This is a genomic window from Pectobacterium sp. PL64 (genome assembly GCF_022477975.1).
GTDB lineage: Bacteria > Pseudomonadota > Gammaproteobacteria > Enterobacterales > Enterobacteriaceae > Pectobacterium > Pectobacterium jejuense.
This window is the reverse complement of the sequence record NZ_CP092070.1, coordinates 339,448-365,354: the sequence shown is the minus strand read 5'-3', so window position 1 is coordinate 365,354 and position 25,907 is coordinate 339,448. Positions and strand designations below refer to the sequence as shown.

Sequence of the window (25,907 nt, the reverse complement as noted above, 5' to 3'; positions counted from 1 at the left end):
GGACGACTCCCCCTGATGCAATCACGATTTTTTACACGACGCCGTACGACGATCGCGCTTGGCCTTATCGCTGCTGCTGTCGTTCTTCATCTGTTTTTCAACAAGCCATCACACGAGCCCAATGCGCTTACTGCCACCGCCGAAATTGCGGATCTCGAACAGACGGTACTCGCTGACGGCAAAATTGAGGCACAAAAGCAGGTCAGCGTCGGTGCACAGGCCTCGGGGCAAATCAAAGCGCTGCACGTCGAACTTGGCGATAAGGTGAAAAAGGGGCAATTGATCGCCGAGATTGATGACCTCACCCAGCAGGACACGCTAAAAAACGGTGAGGCCGCGTTAAAAAACATTCAGGCACAGCGAGCAGCCAAACTGGCGGAATTGCGTAATAACGAATTAAGCTGGCAGCGTCAGCAAATGCTGATGAAACGCGGCGTTGGCGCACAGGCTGATTACGATAGTGCGAAAGCGACGTTGGATGCCACCCGAGCCAATATTGACGCGCTGGACGCCCAAATCATTCAGGCACAGATTACCGTCAACACCGCCAAGGTTAATCTGGGATACACCCAAATTCGTTCACCGATGGACGGTACCGTGGTGGCCATTCCGGTTGAAGCTGGGCAAACGGTCAACGCGATTCAGACGACGCCGACCATCGCCAAAGTCGCCAATCTGGACACCATGACCATCAAGGTGAAAATCTCAGAAGCCGACGTCGTCAAGGTGAAAACCGGCATGCCCGTGTGGTTCAGTATTCTGGGCGAACCGAATAACCGTTACGAAGCCACGCTGAGCTCGATTGAGCCAGCGCCAGACTCCATCAACACGGACTCGACCACAACCTCATCCAGTTCAAGTAGCAGTTCCAGTTCATCATCCAGCACCGCGATCTATTACAACGGTCTGTTCGATGTGAAAAACCCTGACGGCGTCTTGCGCATTTCCATGACGGCACAGGTATATATTCTGCTGTCTTCAGTGAAAAACGCCATTGTCGTTCCAGCAACGGCGTTAACCTCGCGCGATGGCATGTGGTACGTGCAGGTGGTGAATGCGAACAAGAAGGTTGAATCGCGTCTGGTGACGCTTGGCCTCAATGATAACGTGCGCACCCAGATTCGTTCGGGGCTCAGCGTGGGGGAACAGGTCGTTGTCAGCCCATCGTCCAGCGATGTCGCGTCTACGCATCCTGGCCCACCGATGGGGATGTAACGTATGTCCACATCCTTACTGAAGCTGACCGGTATTACCCGCCGCTTTTCCAACGGCGAACAGGAGGTCACCGTCCTCAAGGACATCAATCTAACCATCAATCAGGGAGAAATGGTGGCGATTGTCGGGGCGTCCGGATCGGGAAAATCCACGCTGATGAATATTCTCGGCTGTCTGGATAAACCGTCCGCTGGTGATTATCAGGTGGCAGGACGCGCTGTTGGCGAACTGGATAACGACCAGCTAGCAGAGCTGCGCCGCGAGCATTTCGGCTTTATTTTCCAGCGCTATCATTTACTCGGCGATCTAACAGCGCTGGGGAATGTTGAAGTTCCGGCCATTTATGCCGGAAAAAGTCGGCTGGCACGCCGTCAACGGGCGGCAGAGCTGCTCACTCGGCTAGGGCTGGAAAATCGTCTCCACTATCGGCCCAGCCAGCTTTCCGGTGGCCAGCAGCAGCGTGTGAGTATCGCGCGGGCGCTGATGAACGGCGGCGGTATTATTCTGGCGGATGAACCCACCGGTGCGCTCGACACCCACAGCGGCAACGAGGTTCTGAGCATACTTCGCGATCTGCACAGGCAGGGTAATACCGTTGTGATCGTCACCCACGATATGACGATTGCCGAACACGCTCATCGCATTATCGAACTGCGCGATGGCGAAGTGATTGCCGACCGGCAAACGCGTCCCGAAGAGGCCACAGTACCGTCACAGGAAGCCGCCAGCTCTCCGGCGACGTCCGCCCTGAATCAATTCAAAGATCGCTTTATTGACGCGTTTAAAATGGCGCTGCTGGCGATGAACGCCCAACGGATGCGTACCTTTCTGACCATGCTCGGCATCATCATCGGCATTGCCTCCGTCGTCTCAGTCGTCGCACTGGGAAAAGGCTCACAGGAACAGGTACTGGCCGACATCAACTCGATGGGCACCAGCACGCTGGAAATTTTCCCCGGCAAAGACTTCGGCGACATGGATGCCAGCGCCATCCAGACCTTACGTGCCAGTGATATCCAGCCGCTGACGCAGCAGCCCTACGTGCACAGCGTCACGCCGTCTATCTCCACCAGCGTAACGATGCGCTACGGCAACATTGCCGTTTCCGCCAGCATTTCCGGGGTTGGCGAGCAGTTCTTCACCGTGCGTGGCTATACCCTGCAACGCGGCGTGCTTTTCCCTCGTAGCAGCGTCGATGAACTGAAGCAGGACGCCGTGATTGATAAAAACACGCGCGATAAGCTTTTTCCTCACGGCGAAGATCCCATTGGACAAGTGATTCTGCTGGGCTCGCTGCCCGTACGGATTATTGGCGTCGTCAGTAAGAATCAGGGCGGCTTCGGCAGCGATGAAAATCTGAACGTCTGGGTACCGTACACCACAGTGATGAAGCGTATGGTCGGACAGTCCTACCTGAAAAGCATCACGGTGCGGGTGAAAGACAATATCGATATGAACGTCGCCGAGAAAAGCATCACCGCACTGCTGACGCAGCGGCACGGCACGAAAGACTTCTTCATCATGAACACCGACAGCATCCGTCAGATGATCGAGAAAACCACCACCACGCTCACGCTGCTGGTGTCGATGATCGCGCTGATCTCGCTACTGGTGGGCGGTATCGGCGTGATGAACATCATGCTGGTTTCCGTCACAGAGCGAACCCGAGAGATCGGCGTTCGTATGGCGGTTGGCGCACGCACCAGCGATATCATGCAGCAGTTTCTGATCGAAGCCGTGCTGGTTTGCCTGTTCGGCGGCATCATCGGCGTGGGGCTGTCGCTGGCTATCGGCGTACTGTTCGCCCAGTTCAGTAGCAATTTCGCGATGATCTATTCCAGTTCCTCGATTATTGCCGCGTTCCTGTGCTCCAGCCTAATCGGCATTATCTTCGGCTTCTTCCCCGCCCGTCGTGCCGCGCGGATGGAACCGATCCACGCGCTGGAGCGGGAATAGTCGTCAGTCAAATACCCCGGTGGACAGATACCGATCGCCGCGATCGCAGGCGATTGCCACAATCACGCTGCCGGGGTTTTCCGCTGCGATCCGCAGTGCACCTGCCACCGCGCCACCGGAACTGACGCCACAGAAGATACCTTCCTGACGTGCCAGTTGGCGTAACGTATTCTCAGCGTCCACCTGCGTCATATCCAGAATGCGATCGACCAGATCGGCACGGAAAATCCCTGGCATATAGTCCGGCGTCCAGCGGCGAATTCCGGGAATGTGGCTGCCTTCCGCAGGCTGTAATCCCACCGTGCAAATCGCTGGGTTCTGCTGCTTCAGATAGCGGCTGACGCCAGAAATCGTGCCAGTCGTTCCCATGCTGGAGATAAAGTGAGTCACCTTACCCGCCGTCTGCTGCCAGATCTCTGGGCCAGTCGTAAGAAAGTGCGCCAGCGAATTGTCCGGGTTATTGAACTGATCGAGCGTTTTCCCTTCTCCCGCCAGCACCATCTGTTTTGCGCGATCCCGCGCCCCTTCCATTCCCAGCTTGCGACTAACCAACACCAGCTCTGCGCCATACGCGCGCATCGCGGTCTGACGTTCATAGCTCATGTTGTCCGGCATCAGCAGGCGCAGACGATAGCCTTTTACCGCCGCAATCATCGCCAACGCAATGCCGGTATTCCCGCTGGTCGCCTCAATGAGCCGGTCACCGGGGGCGATGTCACCGCGATTCTCCGCCTGCTGAATCATAGATAGCGCCGCCCGATCTTTTACCGATCCAGCGGGGTTATTTCCTTCCAGCTTCAGCCAGATTTCACTATTCAACCCCTGTGTCAGGCGCTGCAATTTCACCAGCGGGGTATTGCCAATACAATGCTCAAGCGTTGTCACAAGTTGAGTCCTAAAAACCTCACGCGTGCAGCGCGAGTGATAGAAAAGAGTAGAGTTAGTGTTTATTCATTTGCCGCTTCATCCGCCACTGCAAGGCGCTTTTGATGAACAGCGTCAGTATCGCCATCACGGTTAACAGCGCCGCCGCGGTAAACGCCCCCACGCTGTTATAATCCTGATGCAGCAATTCGACCTGTAGCGGCAGCGTGTAGGTTTCACCGCGAATCGAGCCTGACACCACAGACACGGCGCCAAACTCGCCAATCGCTCGGGCATTCGTCAGCACAACGCCATACAGCAGCGCCCAGCGAATATTCGGTAGCGTCACCCGATAGAACACCTGCCAGCCTGACGCACCGAGCAGCACCGCCGCTTCTTCTTCCTGACTGCCCTGACTCATCATCACCGGAACCAGCTCCCTGACCATAAACGGGCAGGTCACGAATATCGTTACCAGCACAATGCCCGGCCAGGCAAACATCAGCTGTATCCCCTGCTCATCCAGCCAGCCGCCAACCGGGCCGTTAGTGCTGTAAAAGAGCAGATACAGCAAACCCGCAACCACCGGTGAGACGGCAAAAGGAATGTCGATCAGCGTGAGCAACAGTTGCCGCCCCGGAAACTGAAAGCGCGTAACCAGCCACGCCAGCAGCGTGCCAAACACCAGATTCACCGGTACGACGATCGCAACCACCAGCAGCGTGAGGCCAATGGCATGCAGCATGTCAGGGTCGCTCAGGTTACGCCAGACGCCCCCCAGCCCGTGCGACAGCGCAGCGGCAAAAATTGACACCAGGGGGATGACCAGCATGATGAGCGATAATATCACGCCCAGCGCAATCAACGCCGCTCTCGCCCCGTTGCGTTCCTGCCGAACCGGATGAGGTTGACGCCGTGGCGTTACAGTCGGTATCTCTGCCATTACACGCTCCGGGTCCGTTGACCAAAACGGCTTTGCAGCACGTTGACGGCAAACAGGATTAATAAAGACGCGGCTAATACGACGGAGGCAATCGCACTGGCGGCAGGGAAATCGAACTCCTGCAGGCGGATAAAAATCATCAGCGAAACGACTTCCGTCTGCCAGGCAATGTTCCCTGCAATAAAGATAACTGCGCCAAACTCGCCCAGACTGCGGGCAAACGACAGCGCAGTGCCCGTTAAGAGCGCCGGAGTTAACTCCGGTAAAATGACGTAGCGAAAACACTGCCAGCGATTCGCCCCCAGCGTTTGCGCCGCTTCTTCGTATTCTGGCCCCAGATCTTCCAACACGGGCTGAACGGTGCGCACCACAAAAGGAATGCTGGTGAACGCCATCGCGACCGTAATCCCCAGCCAGGTATAGGACACCTTGATGCCGTACTCTGCCAGCCATGCGCCGTACCAGCCGGTCGTTGAAAACAGACGCGGCCAGCGTCAGCCCCGCTACGGCAGTGGGGAGCGCAAAGGGTAAATCCATCAGCCCATCCAGCAGAGCCCTGCCGGGAAAGCGATAACGCGTCAGAATCCACGCCATTAACAGGCCGAATCCTGCATTAAATACCGTTGCCAGCCCCGCCGCCAACAGCGTTACTTTGTAGGCAGCCACCACCTGCGGATTAGCGATCACCGCCCAGTACTGCGCCAGACTCATTTCTGAGAGCTGCATGACCAGCGCGCTTAAGGGCAGCAGCAGAATCAGACAGACGAACAGCAGGCTGCTGCCCAGACTCAGCGCGAATCCCGGCAGCACCCGTTTACCTGAACCAGAAAAAAAATTACCCGCCCCCAAAGACATTACTGACGACCAGCCGCCAGCAATTTATCCAGTTCACCACCGGTGTCGAAATGAGTTTTCATCACCTGCGGCCACGTCCCAAACTGATCTTCCACCCGAAATAAGGTGGTTTCCGGGAAGCGGGATTTCAGCGTTTGCGTCAATTCAGGATTATTCACACGGTAGTAAAAATCAGTGATGATTTTCTGCGCTTCCGGGCTATACAGATAATTCAGATAGGCTTTTGCCGCCTGTTCAGTGCCGTTCTTCTCGACATTCTTATCGATCCACGCCACAGGGAATTCCGCCAGCACATTGACCTTCGGGACGATCACCTCGTAGTTCTCGGCGCCATACTGGTTACGGATATTATTCACCTCGGATTCAAAGCTGATCAGCACATCGCCCAACTGGCGTTCCGCAAACGTGGTGGTTGCGCCACGGCCGCCGGTATCAAAGACTTCGACGTTCGCCAGAAAACGCGTGATCCACGCGCGCGTTTTGGCCTCGTCGCCACCGTTGGCTTTACTGGTCGCACCCCAGGCCGCAAGGTAGGTGTAACGGGCATTGCCGGAGGTTTTCGGATTCGGGAAAATCAGCTTAACGTCATCACGCACCAGATCGTTCCAGTCGTGAATCCCTTTAGGATTGCCTTTGCGAACCAAGAAGGCCATGGTGGAGTAAAATGGGGAGCTGTTATTCGGTAAACGCGCCTGCCAATCAGCCGGAATCAGCTGACCGCGATCGTGCAGGATCTGGACGTCCGTCACCTGATTATAGGTCACGACATCGGCCTTTAGGCCTTGCAGAATAGCCAACGCCTGCTTAGATGAACCAGCATGCGATTGTTTGATCGTCAGCGGATCGTTAGGATGCTGCGACAGCCACTGTTTTTCAAAGCCGGGATTGAGCGCAACAAAGAGCTCACGCGACACATCATAGGAGCTGTTCAGCAGCTCGGTAGCGGAGACAGCACTCTGCCCGCCCAGCAGCAATGACAGCGCCAGAGAACCTTTCACCAGCCAGCCTTTCACCTGTACTTGATTCATCTTATGTCCTGCCAGAGTTAGAGCCTATTCGGTAGGCCTTGTTATAGGGGCCGTTTCATAGCCGTTTTTGTATATACCCTAAATAATTCGAGTTGCGTGACAAAACGTTAGCGTTTTGAACAACGCTCTGCGTTGACCCTTTATGGCAAGGCCCATTTATGGCCTTGTAACGCGGCAACCGAGCGAATCCCCAGGAGCTTACTCAGGTAAGTGACTGGGGTGAGTAAGGGCAGCCAACGCACAAGCAGCTTGAAGTATGACGGGTACAGCGTAAATCAGTGTAAGGGGAAGTGGCGGCTAACATATAACCTTTATATATAACATTTCGGGCTTTTTAAGCGCTAAAGGACATAACCCCGAAACGAGCGAGACGAGAAGAAAAAGCATGCTGAAAAACCAAAGGCGCGGTCAGATTCCAAGGCAGGGAAGTGGAAAAATTGAAAGCGGAGAGGGAGAGAATGAATGCCTGCACAGGTGCAGGCATCAGGAAAATGCGTCAGATCTTACAGCGACAAAAGCTGATCCAGAGAAGGCGCAAAGAAGTAGCTGCCGCTGACGGCACGCGTAAAGCGCAGCATATCGTCACGTTTACCGTCACGATCGCCGAACATGCTCAGCAACTGCTGCTCAATGTTATGCAAACGTGCGCAGTAAGCGACAAAGTAGAGCCCGTTTTTCCCGCTCGCGGTGCCGTAAGGCAGGCTCTGACGCAGAATTTTCAGCCCCTTGCCGTCTTCCTTTAAATCTACGCGGCTAAGATGCGACGTTACAGGGCGTTCATCGGAAGACAGCTCTTCGTTGTCCTGCTTGGTACGCCCGATCATCTGTTCCTGCTGTTCCACGCTAAAACGCTGCAGCTGCTTCAGATTGTGTTCCCAACGCTGGGTAAATACATAGCTGCCGCCTGCATCCGGCTGGCCTTCAGGGATAATCGCCACGGCATGACGGGCATCGCCCTGCGGGTTTTCCGTGCCGTCGACAAAGCCGCTTAAATCGCGATCTTCCACCCAACGGAAGCCGTGCGTTTCTTCTTCGATACGAATCGCGCCACCAAATGCGGTCAGCGCCGCCTGTGCCAGCGTAAAGTTGACATCATGGCGCAGCGATTGAATGTGGATCAACACATCACGCTGTGTAGCAGGAGCAAGCCCGTTGCCCAACGGCGTAAACGGCTTCAGCTCCGCCGCGCCGTGGTTGCAGTCCAGATCGCGCCAGACATCGCTGCCAAACGCCAGCACCGCGCCCAATCCCGCATCGGGATACTGCTGTTGTAACTCTTGTAACGTCTGACAGAATTTTTTGCATCCCTGCCGGATAGCATCAAACTCTCCCTGAATCATCGCTTCCATAAAAATGGCAAAACGGCGGTGTTCCAATAAAATACCGCTTTGAATTGGTGTCATTTCTGCTTCCTCAAGCGTCAGTTTTTTCTTTGTTGTTATGGCTTTTACTACTGTGGTTATGGCTTATTACTGCGGTCATAAAAGATTGCGGCTGCCACAGCACATGCCAGACAGAGCAGCTATCATACCGGAAGCCGCCTGGCTTTTACCTTGCGTAAAGACAAATTAGTCCTTTACGAGACACTCCTTCATAAAGTAGATGTGTTACGCCCCTGCGCGTGCCACACAATTTTGCTCACTTTCCAGGTTTTCAGGATATCGTCGGGCGGCATCAAGCCTTCCGGGCCGCTCCACTCGCCGGAATAGACGTAGCTGATATGCGTACTCTGCGGTGCGGCACATTCCACGCTCTGCGCATCATCACCTTGCCCCAACTGGCAGGATTCAAACGCTTTGCTGTAGGTATTGCTAAAAACATCACCAATTTTCACGCCGCCTGCGCTACCAATCGCTGGATCCATGACCTCAACTTTGCGTACGCTGCCCTTCGGCTGGCCGCTGATGATCATCTTCACGTCTTTGCCATCCAGCGCCTGATAAAATGCGACCAATTGACCATTGGACGTGCCCATTCCGCTACGCAGTTGATAACTGCCATCCAGCGCGCTCTGTAGCGCCCCTTCGGACAATGGCGTACCGGCATTGATTCCACCGACACCCGCATCGGTCACTTCCAGCGAGCTACCGAACCAGTTAAACGGCGACAGGCTGGACCAGGAGAAATTGGAAAGCGTGCTGCATCCGGTCAGCAACAGCGGTAAACCCAGCACCAGCGATAAACCCAGCGGGCGAAAATTCATGGCATGTACTCCTCAAGATTGAACGGCTTTCGTCATCAGCCACCCTAGTAAGATGGGGATTGGAGTCTGCAAGCGACGAAAAGTGCCGTAAAGACGGGATAATCCTGCGGAAGATTATAGGGGGCATGGGACGAGAAACCTACCAGAACCGCAGACCTCCCGAGAGCCGGAAGGCCTGCGAACAACATCAACTACGCTGTGAGGCAAAATCCGTTAAGTCATAACGGTGCGTGAACAGATCGTCCAGCTCCGTCTGGTGCGTAATCGCCACCACGGTACACGCTGGCAATGCCAGCTTGACCAGTGCCAGAAGCTGTCTGGCTGCATCGTGATCCAGATTGCTCGTCGCTTCATCCAGATAGAGCGTGTCGGGTTTAGCAATCAGCGCACGGGCAAAGGCAACACGCTGCCGCTCCCCGCCGGAGAATACGCGATCCCAGTTTAGCTGCTCATCCAGACGATCGCGCCACGCGCCCAGCCCAACGCTATCAAGCGTCTGACGCAGCATCTCGCTGTCAGCCAGTGCGGGGTGCGGATAGCAGAGGATCTCTGCCAGCGTACCCTGCCCCAGATAGCTTTGCTGCGGTAACAGCAGGCTGCGACCTTCCAGCGACTGCCAGCGGCCATCGTAATACGGCCACAGGCCGCTTAACGTACGCAGCAGCGTGGATTTCCCCAGCCCGCTGCGGCCAGAAAACTTACTCCAGCTACCCACTTCACAGCTCAGATCCACCTTTTGCAGCAGCGGAGAACCCTGCGGCGTGGTGAAAGAAAGCTGATCCAGTTGCAGACGTTCACCGACCGGAACCACTTCATCTTCAGACTGATGGCGTTTGATTTCCTGTTTGAACTGGCTCAGACGTTCCATGCTCGCGGAAAGCTCCATGAATTCCCGATACATACGAATAAACCAGCTCAACGCACCATGCACCTGAGCAAACGCTCCGCGGATTTGCATCAACCCGCCTAGCGTTACCGTTTTACTGAGAAAGGCCGGTAATGCAGCAAAAATAGGGACGATCAAGCTAACACGCATGTAACCCGTGGTGAAAAGACCCAGATTACGTTCCGCATTCATTGAACGCCACCAGTTAGAGACAATCGCAGAAAATTGACGCTTAAGATGGCTTTTTTCCTGCTGTTCGCCACCATATAGCGCAATTTGCTCCGCGTTATCATGCTTACGCAGCAAAGACGCACGGAAATTCGCTTCAGCACGTTGCTTCTCATAGTTAATACCGTGCAGCCGTTTACCGATCAGATGCGTAATCAAGGTGCCGAACACGGTATAGATAATGACGGCCCAGACCAGGTAACCTTTGATTACCCACTCCTCACCGAACAGCGTAAAGCGCTGTACTCCCGACAGTTCCCAGAGAATGATGACGAAAGATGACAACTGGGCCGTCACAACCAAAAATGACGCCACCAGACTCACCGTCTTATCAACAAATAAGCTGATATCCTCAGCGATACGTTGATCGGGGTTATCGATTTTTCCCACTATCGACATCCGATAAAACGCCCGCTTTGCCAACCAGCTATTCACTAACTCTTCCGTCATGGCACTGCGCCAACGAATGATCAGCCAGCGAGTGAACCAGTCCTGATGCACAAATACCACGATATAAATCAGGATATAGATGCCGTACTCTTTCATGAGAGAGAGCAGCAAGCTGCTATCAAACGTCCCTAGCGCATCGTAAAACGTTTTACTCCAATCATTGAGCAATACGTTGAGATAGACGATGGTCCATCCCATACTGATGGCAGCAACAAGAAGTAACAGAGCTAATAAGCCTTGTTTTCCCCGCCAAAAAGGGCGGCAGAGATCGACAAACTGTGCCGCTATCTTTTTCACTCTTTCACCTCTTGCGGCAAGGTGATGTAAAGCACGCGGTTATCCGGGTTATACAGCTTCGCCGACATCGCCCGTACCTCTTCCAGCGTGATGCTGTCAGCCAGTTTGGATACGTTGCTCAGATAACGTGGATCGTTATAGTGGCGGTAGCTCAGAAGCAGACGACGCTCTATCGTCATGAGATCGCTCTGACGCCCTTTTTCTGCACGGATGAACTGTGCTTTCTGCTCATCGACATCCTGCTGAGTGATCTTCGTCGGCAGTTCAGCAAAGGCTTTCTCAGCCAGCGTCCACAATTCCTGCGCGCGTTCAGGCGCGCTGGAGAAGCTCACTTCCGTTTCAATACGCTGTCTTTTATCTTCCAGTTCGCTATCGAGACGCATGCGGTAAATACCTAACGCATCATCACGCAGGCTGGTTTTGAGATACTTATTCGCCAGATTACGGGCAACGCTCACCTGCACGGCAGCCTGTGGCGTCCATGCATGCGGCGTAAAGCTCCAGGTGCGGATATCAGCACGTGGTTCGATACTGATGGCCGATGTCGCTTCACGTTTACCCGGCAGAGCCAGATGTGATTTCACCTCACCAGCAGACTGACGCGGGATCGTCGCTAAATAGCGTTCAACCTGCGGCAAAATCTGTGCAGCTGGCATATCTGCCACCAGATAGTAGGTGACCGGAGCAAACACCGCTTTATGCCACTGTGACAGCAGCGCGGGCGCTGAAATTTGCTTCAGCTCTGCAATTTCAGGCTGCTGCCAGGCTGGCGCACCGAAACGCAGTTTGGCAATGTCACTGGCCCGTGTTCCTGAAACCGATTGATCGTCATTGGCTTTTTGACGCGCCAGACCCATCATGCTCTCTTTCATCACTTCAGGATCGATACCTGGAGCCACATTCAGCTCACGGTATAACGCTAACAGGTTTGCTAACTCACCCGTTGGCGCATTCCCGCTTACCGTCAGTTGATCCGCTTCCTGATTGATACCCAGCGACAGCGTTTTTTCCTTTTTCCAGTTACTGAGCGCTTCACCGCTCCATGTTGCTGGTCCGCTTTGGTTTACTAATTGGCTTGCCAGCTGTACCTGCCACGGATTGGTCGACGTCGACAAATATCCCGCGTCGCTCACTGCCGTCAGGTAGACTTTTTTACCCGCTTCTGGCGCACGCAGCCAGACCACGCGGTCACCATTGCTCAACTGCCACTGCTCTACCTTCTGAGCGGCAAAGGTCTTCACCGCCGTGCGTTTCCCCGTTTGCGTTACCGCAGGCAATTCAGGGATGACTTTCTCTTTTTCTATCTGTAACGGTGCCAGCGTCGCTGCCGCCCACTGTGCCTGTAACTTACGAATCGCATCCGGCTTCGGCAACGTGAAAGGCGTCGCACCCGGCACGCTAAACTGTGCCAACGTATCCGGTGAGGCTAACCAGCGTTGCCATTGGCGGTTCACGTCCTCTGCCGTGATCGTGTTCAAGATGTCCAGTGCATCTTTACCGCGCTGCTGGCTACCAACATAAGGGCGATCCTGCTGCCATGAGATAGTCAACAGTTGAACCCAGTCTGCAAATTCACGTTTTTCAGGCGCATCGCTCATACGCTGTGCCGCTTCACGAATGTTGGATTTGATCTCCGTGATGTCCTGCTCGTTTAACGGATAGCGTTTAAACCGCTCAATTTCTTTCAGCACAGCAGACATCGCTGCGTCATGACCACCCGGCATCACATTCGCGAAGAAGCCCAGCGCTGCCGTTGTTTTACCGATATCCGATTTACGCACCACCAGACTACTGGCGTCTTGCGGCAGCTCCGCTTGCTGACGACGAACCTGACGTCCTACCGCAGACATCGTGATTTGCGTCAGCACGCGGTGATAGTAGTCAGACTGACCGAATGTGTCCTTGTCATTAAAACGGTAGACAAATGACACCTGGCTGCTGCCACTTTGGCTATCCTGCAAACGGGCAACATTGAGTCTCGGTTTCAGTAACGGCTCGTAGTAATCACGGGCTGGCACAGCGACATTTGGCAGCGGTGCAAAATAGCGTTGAATTTCGCGTTCTGCATCCGCAGGCGTGATATCACCAATAATCATCAAACGCATATTCGACGGGTGATACCAGCGTTGATAGAAATCTTGCAGTACGCTGGCTGGCGTGTCGTTAATCGACGCTTCCGTGCCAATCGTCGGGCGGGAAGGATAACGAGAGTCATGGCGAATTGCCTGTACGCGCTGCTGGTTCATGCGTTCCGCTACGCCCAGCTTGCCACGCCACTCTTCCAGAATAATTTTGCGCTCATCATCGAGATCGCTTTGCAGTAGTTTCGCATGGCTCGTCATCTGGCTCAGCGCCTGCAACGTCGTGCCCAGATCGCGATTCCCTTTCGGCGGGCTCATCATGTACATGGTGCGCTCGTAGTTGGTCACGGCGTTATAACTCTGACCGCGTACCCAACCTTGTTTGTGCAGCTCGGTACTTACGCCTTGAGGAAATGCCTCGCTGGCGCGGAACACCATATGTTCCACGATATGCGCCACACCGGATTCGTTGTCCTTCTCATCAATCGAACCGACATCAACAATCAGGCGAACATCTATCCGCGACTTCTGCCCTTCCAGCGGCACGAGGGTGTAGCGAAATCCATTCGCCAGCGTCCCTTCTTTAATGACCGGCAATGGGCTTTTCACTTCTTCAGCCTGGCTCACAACACTTCCAGCTAACAGGCAAATAGCACCCGCCAGCCAGTACATTATTTTATTTTTCATCACTGACCTTTATTATTTTTCTCACTTACCATGAATACGTCACATCCAGCCAAAACTGACGACCTAATCCATAGTTAGATTCGTTCTTATTGGCTTTATTCAGGACATTGAGTACATCTACGCCCACTTTTAGATTCTGCTTACCTAATGGCTGGGTATAAGTCACACGCCAATCCAACAGCATATTGTTGCCATACTGCTCTTCTTCATAAACATCGGTAGCACCAACATATCCGGAACAACGGTCATCATCTGGACAGTTAATAGTTTCAGTTCGCGTCATCGCCTTATAGCCACCCACATAGCTTAAGCGTTGCGTCCAATCTAAACGCCAGTTAGGAATTTCAGTATTCAATTCAATAAATGCTGTCCAAGGACGGTTGAAATTATCTGCCGGTTTATCAATCGCACGGATCATTTTCCCGTTGTAGAGAATATAGCTATCGAGATCCGCTTCGGTGTCATAGTCTTTATTTGAGGAAGTACTTTTCTGAATATTCCCTCCCGCCGTCCAGCTAAATACCGCGGAATTCCATTCAATTGGAGCAACGGGTTTTACCACCAGGCTAAACGTATCGGATTCTGATTTACCGTTATTAGTGAGCTCATAGGCTTTTGTGGTTTCATTTCGCTCAGCAGAAAATTGATCTTTTGCTTCACGATGAACCCACTTCAGTGCCCAAACGGTGTCATAAATACGCTGCTGCACACCGAGATTCAATTCATCACTGTAAGGGGTATTTAATGAAGTGTATCTGTAACTAGTACTGGAAAGATTACGAGAGTAAACCCAATCACCAGGCGTATTACTGGAACCCGTTGATGCTGCACCACATGCTCCAGATGAATTCAAATGCTCAACACGGCATTCGGTATAGCCCAGCTTACGCGCTTCTCTTAACTTATAGGCCAACACATTCCCTGCATAGTAACGGTTAACTCCACCGAAAATTTCTGTGGAACGGTCCCCCCAAACATCATAGCTCGAACTAAAGCGCGGTGAGACGTTCACATTTTTCATGTAATCATCATAATCAACACGAACACCGGGAACCATCGTCACACGGGAATAGGTCAATGTATCCTGTAGATAAGCTGCATAAGTGCTTGCCGCCACTTTTACATCAGACGCTTCATATACTGTTCGTTGGCGGAAATACTGCTCGCCGTCAATACATGCAGTATCACCATTACATACCACAGTATTTTTTCTGTTCGCATTAGCATAAGCATAGGAATTGTTTTTACGCTGATAGCGAGCTTCTGAGAAATCGGTATCAACGCCGAAATCAAACTGATGTTGTACACCCCATACAGAAAAAGGATTTAGCTGCCAATCCTGTTTAAAGTTAATGCCGGATTGCTCGGTTCTTACCGTGCCATATCCTCCCTCTTGAGCTGTGGTTCCAGAGAAACTCGATACCCAGTCAATACTGTCTGTTTTAAGCCAATTATAATAATCATTGCCTCTATTCTTAATAGTATTTTCGTTCTGTTTCCATATTAACTGTGTGGCAATTTTTCCCAATTTATTCTGGTTATCCCACTTCAGGTTGGCATTATATCCCCCTCCTTCAGCAGTAAAGTCACCATATTTTGTATTGGTGCGTACATAACTTGCACTATGAGGTGAATGCATGAGTGATAAACTAAATTGATTTCGTTCATTAGCATCCCACGCGCCCCGTAACATATAGGTTTCAGATTCGCGCGACTGATCTTCCCATCTTTGAAAAATCGTATGCCAGAACGGAATGTCAGATTCCTTACGGCTGTACACAAACATCAGCGCAGCATTATCACTTAGTGGCTGACTCACATTCAGGTTATAAAAATTTTTGGTAAACTTAGGCTGCCTCTTAGCCGTAGTAGCGGCACTGAACGAGGCTTCATCTTTTTTCTCCAGATGATATTTCGTCCATGACGAACGCGTTGTACGGTAAGAGACAGAACCAGACGGCTCGGTAAACGAGGGTTTCTTAAGTTTGGCATCAATGACACCGCCAGTGAATTGGCCATACTTAGCAGACACGTTACTGTCATAAACCGACAGGCTTTCAATCAGGCTACTGTCTATCCAGAAGGATTCAGGATGACCAGATGGGAAATCATTAGCCGCATTCCCATTGGCTGTAGCCCCCACCTCACCGACATTCACACCGGGGTTCAGGCGATCGTTATTCGACATCCCATCGATCATGAAGTTGTTGTTATAGAATTTCTCACCGTGAAACGAGACAACATCCGGGGCCAGTTCTCCCGGAGTCTCACTATTGCGTGAGGTTTCAGAGAATTGCACGTTTGGATTGGTGCGCAGCAATTCAGTAATATTTCCATTAGCTGTCGGCTTTTTTGCGATTTCCTCAGCCACCAATTGTTGGCTACCGATCTCCATCGGCCCCGGCGTAATCTGCGCTTTTACCATGATCACATCGCCGCGCCCTTCATTTCCTGCGCGGCTATTCTCTGCACCCGTAGGTATGCTCTGTACATCATCCGCCGCAGGCACGCTAGCCATTGGGCGAATGATAAAAGCTTTACCGGTTTCTGTAGGCTCTGCATAAAGGTTATTACGGTTCAATAACCTGTCCAAAGCCTGTTCCACCGTGTAGTTTCCTTCCAACGCAGGAGCTTGCTTCCCTGCCACCAGTTGACTATCAACACCAAAGTTGACGCCCGTCTGCCGTGCCAACTGTGTTAATGATTTTTCCAATGACTGTGCAGGAAGGTGTATTGATTGTGCTGGCGCCGTTGCGCCAAACGCCGAGCCGCCTCCGCTTAACGCCAGCGTTAGCATCGCAGTCGGCCAAATTGTGTTACGCATCCCCAAAAAATTACGCATGAATTTACCCTGAATTATTTTATGTTTTCAGGAGAGAAGACGTTGTTCAGCAAAAATCGGGCAGAAGAAAATAAAAATAATTATCATTTATATTTAAATTAATTCTTTACCATTGATTATTAACGTTTTTTATTTTCACTAATCCAGACAATGTAGCCGAGAGACTGCCGGACGGAGATGGGAAGGGAATGTTTCAGTAGCTCGAGCGCCTGCTGACTGTCATTCAATGGCAGAACGCCGGTAAAGTGCAGACTGTCTAATTCCTGACGCTGACGCGGATCCAGATAAATGAGCCCCGGGTAATGACGGGAAAGTTCATCAACAACCTGAATAAACGGGGCATTTTCAAAAATCAATTGGTTGTGAATCCAACCCGCTTCCGTTGATGCCCTCACTGGCCGGGTAATATGGAGCCGATCGAGTCCAACCTGCTGACCAGCACCAAGGTCGAGGCGGATATCCGAGTTCTCATTTGCAGTAACACGTACTCGAGATTCGTCAACGCTCACCAGCGTATCCTCTCCTGTATCACGTACGCTATAGCGAGTACCCAGTGCCTGAGCCGCTGCCTGTGCACTGTCAATCACAAACGGTCTGCTACGCGGATCTTTGGCAACATGCGCGTAAACTTCACCACGTAGCAACGTGATTGTTCGTTTTTGTGATGTGAAGGAAATATTCACAGCCGAATTGCTGTTCAGCATCAATTCGCTGCCGTCATCCAGAACAATGCGCCGAACTTCACCAGCAACAGTGCGCTGATCGGCCAACCAATAAGCATAAGGCAGTTGGCTTAGTAACCAACCACCTGCGATGAAAATCGCCAGGGCAGCATAACGGGATGAGCGTGATTTTCGGGATGTCGCCGCTGGCGTGATGGCTGCACTTGCCCATAATTGCTGCATCTGATGATAAACCACAGAATGGCGAGCATCGATCTGGCACCACTGCTGCCACTCTTTGTGCAGTAATATCGCGTCGTCGCTATCCTGCTCGACCTCCGAGAAGCGTAGTACCCATTCAGCTGCTTGTTGCTGAATCTGCTCAAAGTCAGCGTTATGCTTCATCATGTTCCTGGAAAAAGATCCGGCTATGGAAATGCACCATCGCTTTCGCCAGATATTGCTTTACGCTACTTTCACTCACGTGCAGCGCCTCAGCAATCGCCCGATAATCGTGTCCTTCCACACGCGCCATAATAAACGCACGCTGTACCTTTTCATCTAACTCATGGGTCAGAATATGTAGCGCTGTCGCCACAAGTTGACTTATCGCAACACGATATTCCGCAGAGTGCTCTTCTTCCCCATCAACTAATACCGCTAATGCAGATAACGCATCTTGTTCCAGCTTACGCTTACGGAACTGATCGATCATGACGTGATTCGCCGTCACCATCAGATACGCCTTCGGCTGTCGGATAGCTGTGGGGTCGGCAAGCGTCAGGAGTTTTAGGAAGGTGTCATGAGTAAGATCATCTGCCTGATGAATGCAGCCCATTTTTTTACAAAGCCATCCCCGCAGCCATCCTTGGTGGGTCTGGTAAAAATCACTCCAGAAAGAAGTTAGCTGCGTCATAGTGGTTTCAACAGGCAAAAAGCAGATGAGATTAGTTTAATTGATACTCATTATCATCTAAGCCAGTGACACGATGCAACACTTTTTAGACAATTCGACTACAAGCACTTTATGGTATCTCTTCGTTCATCATCTGCCAGCTTCCATAGCAGAAGTGAACTACCCAAAGTCAGCCAATGTGCAATTTAAATTACGGTCTCTAAACATTCTATTGATTCAATAAATATCAACTCTTTAATAAAAAAACTGGAACTGTTTAGATAAACAGTTCCAGTTTCATACCGATGTTAATAAATCGCCTCTGTCCTATCGGCACGCTCAGCGATACTGATTGTTATTTAAAAAAACCATTCAATTACCGCCACAACCAAAAATCATTTTCAAAGAAACGCATCACCTCCCGCATATGTTCTTCGTATAAATAAGCCTGCATCGCAAGATCATGCTGAACTAATGCCGCTTCCCTCTGTCTTCTTGTTTTATAATCATCACCAAAATCATTAAGCTCCTTTAAGAATAAATCCCATTCATTACGAGTAATATACCCCCAGGACTTTGGCGTTTTTACTTTTAGATTCCCATATTGAAATTCCAAATCTACTATTGCCGTCCTTGTGTTTGTCGGTAACTCATTAAACTTCAAACCGACTGATTCAGCGTCAAAACGCTTTCCTACATCTCTTATTGCTTTTTGTGTGTAAATAGAGGTTAAGAAGTCAGCATCATTTTCACTCAAAGTTAATGGTGAGTTCCTTAATTTTTCAGCAGCAACATTCCCTTTAATTCTGGTATAAGGTGATAATATATCCACAAGATCTTGCGGTACACCATCACGTAGCAATTCATTTTTATCTCTTTGTCCTAAATCCACACCTCCACCGATAGTAACCCCTGAGTTTTCATCTGTTTTCCCCTTGTCATTTTTAGGAACATATCCTTTTGTTTTAAACCCTTCAGACTCTAATAAAAAATCAATATTAATACGTAACCGGTCTGAAAGAATCTGTCGGCGCGCTTTTACTCTATCACCATACATTTCTTCAACACCCGTTCTAATAACACAGTTTTTAAGAGGGTAAGCTACGCAGGTTAATAAAAAAACCCCCTTATCTTCTTCCTCTAAATAAGAACCATCACTTTGATCTACCTTTCCGTCAATCAATAATGCCACACATGAAGAACATGAACCTGCACGGCATGAATATGGCAAATCCGCTCCTGCCTTTTCTAACACATCCAATATATATTCATCATCAGGACAATCAACTGTAGTTCCAGTAGTTACATCACTTACCTTGTATATCGCCATTTTCACTCCCCTTTTTCAGAATAAATTTCATCGTGCGCAAAAACATTTTTCCCGTTTACATCCAGGTCGCCGTTTTTTTATCTCTTCAGGTTTTACTTTTTCTTCTGTTTCGTTTCCTCCATAAAAATTAACTTCCAATTTACTTTCACTTTGAAAATTTTCATCTTTTTTCATTTATTGGCCTCATTTATAAAACAAATAGCTTCACCTGCCATCATGGCTATATCAATTCACGATTCACACCGTAAATTAGAGGGTATAATGCAAGATCCTAATCATTTTTTATTTTAAAGGAGTTTAATAACCAGAATTGTCCTGTGGAATAAATAGAACCATTGAAATAATTACGATCAGTAACTCTACCATTGCGATAGGGTTCGTAAATTCCTCACCAAATGGTGAATTAATAAATTTAATCAGAATGAACCAAACATTAAACGGCACCTACACTGGCAAACACAGTCACGACAATGGGTTAGTGCATAAATAAGAAAAGGTGCACCATTAACGGCGCACCTTTTCTCAGCATTAGGAATATTCTAGAGAAGAAAAAATATTAACGGGTATCGCTTGAAGATCGGAATAAATCAATATTCCCGATCTTCAATCAACCGTTTTCCCAACGTGATGCAGTCAACGATCTCATAGTCGAGTTTTTCATACATGCCGATGACAGCATCGTTGTCTTCGCGCACCATCAGGTGAATCTTCGGACAGCCACGAGCAATGAGTTTTTTCTCCAGACGGCTAATCAACGCATTCGCAATGCCGCGCCCACGAAAATCAGGATGCACGCCCAGATAGTATGCCGATCCACGGTGACCGTCGTAACCGCCCATCACCGATCCCACGAGTTCGCCGTTCACCTCTGCGACCAGAAACAGATCGGGATCGTGATTGAGCTTACGTTCGATGTCCATTTCAGGATCGTTCCACGGGCGCAGCAAATCACAGCGTTCCCAGAGGGTGATCACGGCTTCAAAGTCATCCTGCCTGAATATGCGGATTTCCATCACAGTCGCCATTTTGCAATAAGGTAAATCGTGATTATCGCGTGATTTTTATCAGACGCAATCTCAAATTGCGCGCCGCCGTCAGGAATCACACAACAGGTGACCGGGGATCGATTTTATTGATGGTATACTGCCCGCCTTTATTATTGCGCTCCATTGCCAAAGAAACGAGATGCCCACTATGTCTGACGTCAATGCGGTAAAACATTTTTTGCTTAGCTTACAGGAAGATATCTGCCAGCAGCTTGCAGCGATCGATGGCGGAGCCGATTTCGCCAAAGATGAGTGGCAGCGTGCCGAAGGCGGCGGCGGGTGCAGTCGCGTGTTGTCTGGCGGACGCATCTTTGAACGCGCTGGCGTAAATTTTTCTCATATCATCGGTAAGTCGTTGCCGCCTTCAGCCAGCACACATCGTTCGGATCTGGCTGGCCGCAGCTTTCAGGCAATGGGCGTTTCGCTGGTGATTCATCCGCTGAGCCCTTACCTCCCCACCAGCCATGCCAATGTGCGTTTGTTCATCGCCGAGAAACCGGGAGAAGAGCCGGTTTGGTGGTTTGGCGGCGGGTTCGATCTTACGCCCTATTATGGTTTCAAAGAGGACGCGGTGCACTGGCATCAGACCGCTCACGACCTGTGCCAGCCGTTCGGTGACGATGTGTACCCGCGCTATAAAAAGTGGTGCGACGATTACTTCTTCCTGAAGCACCGTAACGAAGCGCGCGGTATCGGCGGACTCTTCTTCGACGATCTCAACGAGCCAGATTTTGCTACCAGCTTTGCCTTCATCCGTGCCGTCGGTAACGGTTTCCTCGATGGCTATCTGCCCATTGTTGAACGGCGTAAAGATCTGCCGTGGGGAGAACGCGAGCGCGAATTCCAGCTCTATCGTCGCGGCCGCTATGTGGAATTTAACCTGATTTGGGATCGCGGTACGCTGTTTGGTCTGCAAAGCGGTGGACGCACTGAGTCAATTTTGATGTCTATGCCACCGCTGGCGCGCTGGGAATACCAGCATCAGACTGAACCGGGTAGCCCGGAAGCCCTGCTGTATCAAGATTTTTTACCGGCCAAAGACTGGCTGGCAGAAAGTCACACGCAAAACAAGGAAGCATAAGTCATGCAGATTTGGGTCGATGCCGACGCCTGTCCTAACGTCATCAAAGAAGTGCTATTTCGCGCGGCGGATCGCACACAAACACAGGTCACGCTGGTTGCCAACCAGACCATCAAAGTACCGCCGTCGCGCTTTATTCGCACGCTGCGCGTCTCAGCGGGTTTTGACGTCGCCGACAATGAGATTGTGCAACGCGTTGAAGCCGGCGATCTGGTGATCACAGCGGATATTCCGCTGGCATCGGAAGTGATAGAAAAAGGCGGCATCGCGTTGAATCCGCGCGGGGAGCGCTATACGCCGGATACCATTCGGGAAAGGCTAAATATGCGGGACTTCATGGATACCATGCGCGCCAGCGGGATACAAACCGGTGGCCCCAGCGCATTAAACCAGCGGGACCGCCAGCAGTTCGCTAACGAGCTGGACAAGTGGTTGCAGCAGTCAAAAAAGCCATAATGACCTGAAAGACTCGCCATCCCGTGTTTGCTGCTTTTAGCAGGCAAAACAGGATGGCGATACTGACTTAGCGCTACTTACTTAGCGATACACTGGCAGCAGATCGAGGCTGGCAAGAATATGTATCAGCGCGGTGCTGATACCAAATAGCAGCACCAGCGCAATCATCGTATTGCCGCCCCGCACGCGGAACAGCGGACTACCGAAACGACGACGCGATGCGTAAGCCAGCAGTGCAGGCGTAATCACCGCCCATACAGCAGCGGCCAGCCCGGCAAAACCAATCGCATAAATAAAGCCGTTCGGATACAGCAGACCGCCGATGACCGGCGGCAGAAACGTCACCACTGCCGTTTTGGATCTTCCCATTCGGCTATCGTCAAACTTCAGCAAATCTGCGAGATAATCAAACAACCCCAGCGTCACGCCGAGAAACGAGCAGGCTACGGCAAAGTTGGAAAAGACGGTGAGCAGCACGTCCAGATAAGGGCTATTCAACACCCCACCCAACGCCTGAACCAACACATCGATATTACCGCCCCGCTCCGCAATCCCGATAAAGTCAGGACGGGCAATGTTTCCCATCGTGCCAATCAGCCAGATGGCATACATAACCAGCGCTAGCACGCTGCCAATAAACAAACAGCGCTTGATGATCTGCGGTTCACGGCCGTAGTGCTTCACCAGGCTGGGAACGTTGCCATGAAAGCCGAAAGACGCCAGGCAGAATGGCAGTGTCATCAGCACATACGGAAGATAGCTGGGTGCCTCTTCCACCACATTGAGTAAAACAACGGGCTTTACGTTCCACAGCAGGCTGCCAAACGTCATGAAAAAGGTCAGTACCTTTGCCGCCAGAAAAAAAGCGGTCATGCAACTCACTGCCGCGGTACTCCACCACACGGTCAACGCGACAAACAGCGCAAACAAAAAACCGCCTATGCGTGCAGAGAAATCGATCGACATCTCAGCAAGCGTGTGATGGATAATTGAACCACTCGCCGAAATGTAGGCGTACGTCAGGATATAGAGGACAAAGGCAATCGATATGCCGTTAATGACATTCCAGCGCTTACCCAGCAGATCTTTGGTCAGCGTATCGAAGCTGGAGCCGGTCGGATAATTGAGGTTCGCCTCCAGTATCATCAACCCCGAGTGATACATGCAAAACCAGGTAAACACCAGCACGGCAAATGACCAGAAAAACCAGGCACCTGACATCACCACCGGCAGGGAAAACATCCCGGCGCCAATAATCGTTCCTGCAATAATCATCGACCCGCCAAACAGCGAAGGAAGACGCTTTCCTGTACCGCTTTTTTCTACTGTATTTTCGTTCACTGCGCGTGTTGCCATAACCGATATTCGCTCGTTGGTTTTTTTATCGAGTCTGGGGAAGCCCCCTAAAGACGAGGTGGGATCATGGCATAAAACCAGAATTATTCCATTGATTCATCTTAGCCAGGCGACTATTTGGTCGATAAATTGCGATAAATAAAAAACCCAGCCAGAAATCGGCTGGGTTTGTCTGTATGACAGGAAATGGCTTACAGAGGCTGAGTTTGTGCTTCTACCACCGCCAGCGCCACCATATTCACGATCCGGCGAACCGAGGCAATCGGGGTCAGGATATGCGCTGGTTTCGAGATCCCCATCAGCACTGGGCCGACCGTCACACCTTCTGAAGACGACACACGCAGCAGGTTATAGCTGATACGCGCAGACTCCATATTCGGCATGATCAGGATGTTAGCCGAGCCTTTCAGCGGGCTGTCCGGCATTTGCTCGCGGCGGATGGCTTCTACCAGCGCGGCATCACCGTGCATCTCACCGTCGATCTCCAGTTCCGGTGCCAGCTTGTTGACCAGCGCCAGCGTTGCGCGCATCTTCTGCGCCGTCGGGGAGTCCGAGGTGCCGAAGCTGGAGTGCGACAGCAGCGCGACTTTCGGCTCGATACCGAAACGGCGTACGCTCTCTGCCGCCATCAGCGTGATTTCCGCCAGCTGTTCCGGCGTCGGATCGGCGTTGACATAAGTGTCGGCGATAAAGGTGTTGCCGCTCGGCAGCATCAGCGCGTTCATCGCGCCCGCAGCCTGCACGCCGTCGCGGTAGCCGAACACTTTCTCAACTACATCGAAATGCTCTTCATAGGTACCAATCGTGCCGCAAATCAGCGCATCCGCTTCGCCACGGTGAACCATGATGGCACCGATCAGCGTTGGGTTGCCGATCACCGCGCGCTGCGCTTTTTCCTGCGATACGCCGCGACGCTTCATCAGTTCGAAATACTCGCTCCAGTATGCTTTGAAGCGAGGATCCGATTCGTTGTTGACCACTTCGAAATCTTTACCGATGGTCAGTTGCAGTCCCAGCTTTTGCAAACGCATTTCGATGACGCTCGGACGACCAATCAGAATCGGGAACGCCAGACCCAGCGTCACCAATTCCTGCGTAGCATGCAGCACACGCGCATCTTCACCTTCCGCGAATACCACGCGCTTCGGCTGCTGACGCGCCTGTGCGAAGATCGGCTTCATAAACAGGTTGGTTTTGTAGACAAACTGGGTCAGTTTTTCGATGTAGGCATCGAAATCTTCGATCGGACGCGTCGCCACGCCGGAATCCATTGCCGCCTTCGCTACCGCTGGTGCGATCTTGATGATCAGACGCGGATCGAACGGTTTCGGAATCAGGTAATCCGGGCCAAATGACAGCTCCTGATCGCCGTAAGCAGATGCCACCACTTCACTCTGCTCCGCCAGCGCCAAATCGGCAATCGCGTGCACGCAAGCCAGTTTCATCTCTTCGTTAATCGTAGTCGCCCCCACATCCAGCGCACCACGGAAGATGAACGGGAAGCACAGTACGTTGTTCACCTGATTCGGGTAGTCAGAACGGCCGGTACAGATAATCGCATCCGGGCGCACTTCCTTCGCCAGCGGCGGCAGAATTTCTGGTTCCGGGTTTGCCAACGCCATGATCAGCGGGCGCGGTGCCATGGTTTTCACCATATCCGGCGTCAGTACGCCAGGACCGGAGCAGCCGAGGAAGATATCAGCATCAGGGATCACGTCCGCCAGCTTGCGGGCACCGTTATCCTCTACCGCATACGCCGCTTTGGTCTCTTCCATATTTTCGTCACGACCATGGAAAATCACGCCGCGCGAATCACACACCACGATGTTGTGCTTCTGGAGACCCAGCGCCACCAGCAGATTCAGACAGGCGATAGACGCTGCACCCGCACCGGACACCACCAAACGCACATCAGAGATATTTTTTTCTACTACGCGCAGGCCGTTCAGAACCGCAGCAGTACAGATAATCGCCGTGCCGTGCTGATCGTCATGGAACACAGGAATCTTCATGCGCTCACGCAGTTTCTTCTCGATGTAGAAGCACTCCGGTGCCTTGATGTCTTCCAGATTGATACCGCCGAACGTCGGCTCCAGCGCCGCGATCACGTCGATCAGCTTGTCTGGATCCAGCTCGTCGACTTCGATATCGAAAACATCAATGCCGGAGAATTTTTTGAACAGAACGCCTTTGCCTTCCATTACTGGTTTACCGGCCAGTGCGCCGATATTGCCGAGGCCCAGAACGGCCGTTCCGTTAGAGATCACGGCGACCAGATTGCCACGCGCGGTATATTTGTAGGCAGCCAGCGGATCTGCCGCAATTTCCAGACAGGGTGCGGCGACACCGGGAGAATACGCCAGCGCCAGATCGCGCTGCGTCGCCAGCGGTTTAGTCGGGGAAACCTGAATTTTTCCGGGGATCGGATACTGGTGAAAATCAAGAGCACTTTGCTTTAGCTGTTCATCCATTTTACGCACCTTTTCGGTTTTGTTGTGTCTGTAGGGTCAAGAGTACCCAGTATAGTGTTTGCCAATGGCTAAACT

At 51.7% G+C, this 25,907-nt stretch carries 19 protein-coding genes and 2 pseudogenes; 4 read left to right on the top strand and 17 right to left on the bottom strand.

The window, feature by feature from the left end; translation table 11 throughout:
• Positions 1-15: 15 nt before the first annotated feature.
• Positions 16-1,215 (top strand): efflux RND transporter periplasmic adaptor subunit, encoded by a 1,200-nt coding sequence (locus HP572_RS01630; RefSeq protein WP_240584600.1) that lies wholly within the window; start codon positions 16-18, stop codon positions 1,213-1,215.
• Positions 1,216-1,218: 3 nt separating this feature from the next.
• Positions 1,219-3,171, top strand: a complete 1,953-nt coding sequence (locus HP572_RS01625) for a MacB family efflux pump subunit (protein ID WP_240584599.1) — start codon at positions 1,219-1,221, stop codon at positions 3,169-3,171.
• Between the two features lie 3 nt (positions 3,172-3,174).
• Here HP572_RS01625 and cysM read toward each other — a convergent pair whose 3' ends face one another.
• The 15 genes and pseudogenes from cysM to HP572_RS01550 all read right to left on the bottom strand — a co-directional run bounded on the left by cysM (position 3,175) and on the right by HP572_RS01550 (position 20,435).
• A complete protein-coding gene (cysM, locus tag HP572_RS01620) occupies positions 3,175-4,056 on the bottom strand; it encodes a cysteine synthase CysM (RefSeq protein ID WP_240584598.1) in 882 nt (293 codons plus the stop codon).
• Positions 4,057-4,111: 55 nt separating this feature from the next.
• Complete coding sequence (gene cysW, locus HP572_RS01615; protein ID WP_240584597.1) at positions 4,112-4,978, bottom strand: sulfate/thiosulfate ABC transporter permease CysW; 867 nt, start codon at positions 4,976-4,978, stop codon at positions 4,112-4,114.
• Positions 4,978-5,833 (bottom strand): annotated as a pseudogene (cysT, locus tag HP572_RS01610) (sulfate/thiosulfate ABC transporter permease CysT). Before cysT ends, cysW begins: the two are co-directional and overlap by 1 nt.
• A complete protein-coding gene (locus HP572_RS01605) occupies positions 5,833-6,861 on the bottom strand; it encodes a sulfate ABC transporter substrate-binding protein (RefSeq protein WP_240584596.1) in 1,029 nt (342 codons plus the stop codon). The pseudogene cysT and the gene HP572_RS01605 overlap by 1 nt, the downstream one beginning before the upstream one ends.
• Before the next feature lie 503 nt (positions 6,862-7,364).
• Positions 7,365-8,264 (bottom strand): Dyp-type peroxidase, encoded by a 900-nt coding sequence (locus HP572_RS01600; RefSeq protein ID WP_240584595.1) that lies wholly within the window; start codon positions 8,262-8,264, stop codon positions 7,365-7,367.
• Between the two features lie 188 nt (positions 8,265-8,452).
• The gene (locus tag HP572_RS01595) at positions 8,453-9,064 is read right to left on the bottom strand and encodes an RpoE-regulated lipoprotein (protein ID WP_240584594.1); all 612 of its coding nucleotides are present in this window, start codon (positions 9,062-9,064) and stop codon (positions 8,453-8,455) included.
• A 187-nt stretch (positions 9,065-9,251) separates the two neighbouring features.
• The gene (locus HP572_RS01590; RefSeq protein ID WP_240584593.1) at positions 9,252-10,925 is read right to left on the bottom strand and encodes an ABC transporter ATP-binding protein/permease; all 1,674 of its coding nucleotides are present in this window, start codon (positions 10,923-10,925) and stop codon (positions 9,252-9,254) included.
• Positions 10,922-13,693: a pitrilysin family protein gene (locus tag HP572_RS01585; protein WP_240584592.1), complete on the bottom strand. Its 2,772-nt coding sequence runs from the start codon at positions 13,691-13,693 to the stop codon at positions 10,922-10,924. Before HP572_RS01585 ends, HP572_RS01590 begins: the two co-directional genes overlap by 4 nt.
• Before the next feature lie 25 nt (positions 13,694-13,718).
• Positions 13,719-16,535, bottom strand: a complete 2,817-nt coding sequence (locus tag HP572_RS01580; protein ID WP_240584591.1) for a secretin and TonB N-terminal domain-containing protein — start codon at positions 16,533-16,535, stop codon at positions 13,719-13,721.
• 119 nt (positions 16,536-16,654) lie between these two features.
• Positions 16,655-17,605, bottom strand: coding sequence for a FecR domain-containing protein (locus HP572_RS01575; RefSeq protein ID WP_240346516.1), 951 nt, complete (start codon positions 17,603-17,605; stop codon positions 16,655-16,657).
• Entirely contained in the window at positions 17,592-18,113 is a 522-nt protein-coding gene (locus HP572_RS01570; RefSeq protein ID WP_240584590.1) for a sigma-70 family RNA polymerase sigma factor, read from the bottom strand. Before HP572_RS01570 ends, HP572_RS01575 begins: the two co-directional genes overlap by 14 nt.
• A gap of 355 nt (positions 18,114-18,468) precedes the next feature.
• On the bottom strand, positions 18,469-19,149 hold the full coding sequence (locus HP572_RS01565; RefSeq protein WP_240585670.1) for a pesticin C-terminus-like muramidase: 681 nt from the start codon (positions 19,147-19,149) through the stop codon (positions 18,469-18,471).
• Positions 19,150-19,422, bottom strand: a pseudogene (locus tag HP572_RS22965) (2Fe-2S iron-sulfur cluster-binding protein); the annotation flags it as partial. It lies immediately after the preceding gene.
• 27 nt (positions 19,423-19,449) lie between these two features.
• Complete coding sequence (locus HP572_RS01555) at positions 19,450-19,596, bottom strand: hypothetical protein (RefSeq protein ID WP_240584589.1); 147 nt, start codon at positions 19,594-19,596, stop codon at positions 19,450-19,452.
• Between the two features lie 413 nt (positions 19,597-20,009).
• Positions 20,010-20,435 (bottom strand): GNAT family acetyltransferase, encoded by a 426-nt coding sequence (locus HP572_RS01550; RefSeq protein ID WP_039274944.1) that lies wholly within the window; start codon positions 20,433-20,435, stop codon positions 20,010-20,012.
• Positions 20,436-20,616: 181 nt separating this feature from the next.
• Here HP572_RS01550 and hemF point away from each other — a divergent pair, with 181 nt between their 5' ends.
• Both hemF and HP572_RS01540 read left to right on the top strand, forming a co-directional pair.
• Positions 20,617-21,549: an oxygen-dependent coproporphyrinogen oxidase gene (gene hemF / locus HP572_RS01545; protein WP_240584588.1), complete on the top strand. Its 933-nt coding sequence runs from the start codon at positions 20,617-20,619 to the stop codon at positions 21,547-21,549.
• Positions 21,550-21,552: 3 nt separating this feature from the next.
• Positions 21,553-22,005, top strand: coding sequence for a YaiI/YqxD family protein (locus HP572_RS01540; protein ID WP_010307164.1), 453 nt, complete (start codon positions 21,553-21,555; stop codon positions 22,003-22,005).
• Positions 22,006-22,086: 81 nt separating this feature from the next.
• On the opposite strand, the gene mtr is transcribed toward HP572_RS01540, so the two are convergent.
• Together mtr and maeB are read right to left on the bottom strand one after the other, a co-directional pair.
• Positions 22,087-23,361 carry a tryptophan permease gene (mtr, locus tag HP572_RS01535; protein ID WP_240584587.1) on the bottom strand — a complete coding sequence of 425 codons (1,275 nt, stop codon included), beginning with the start codon at positions 23,359-23,361 and terminating at the stop codon, positions 22,087-22,089.
• 191 nt (positions 23,362-23,552) lie between these two features.
• Positions 23,553-25,832, bottom strand: coding sequence for an NADP-dependent oxaloacetate-decarboxylating malate dehydrogenase (gene maeB, locus HP572_RS01530; RefSeq protein WP_240584586.1), 2,280 nt, complete (start codon positions 25,830-25,832; stop codon positions 23,553-23,555).
• Positions 25,833-25,907: the final 75 nt, after the last annotated feature.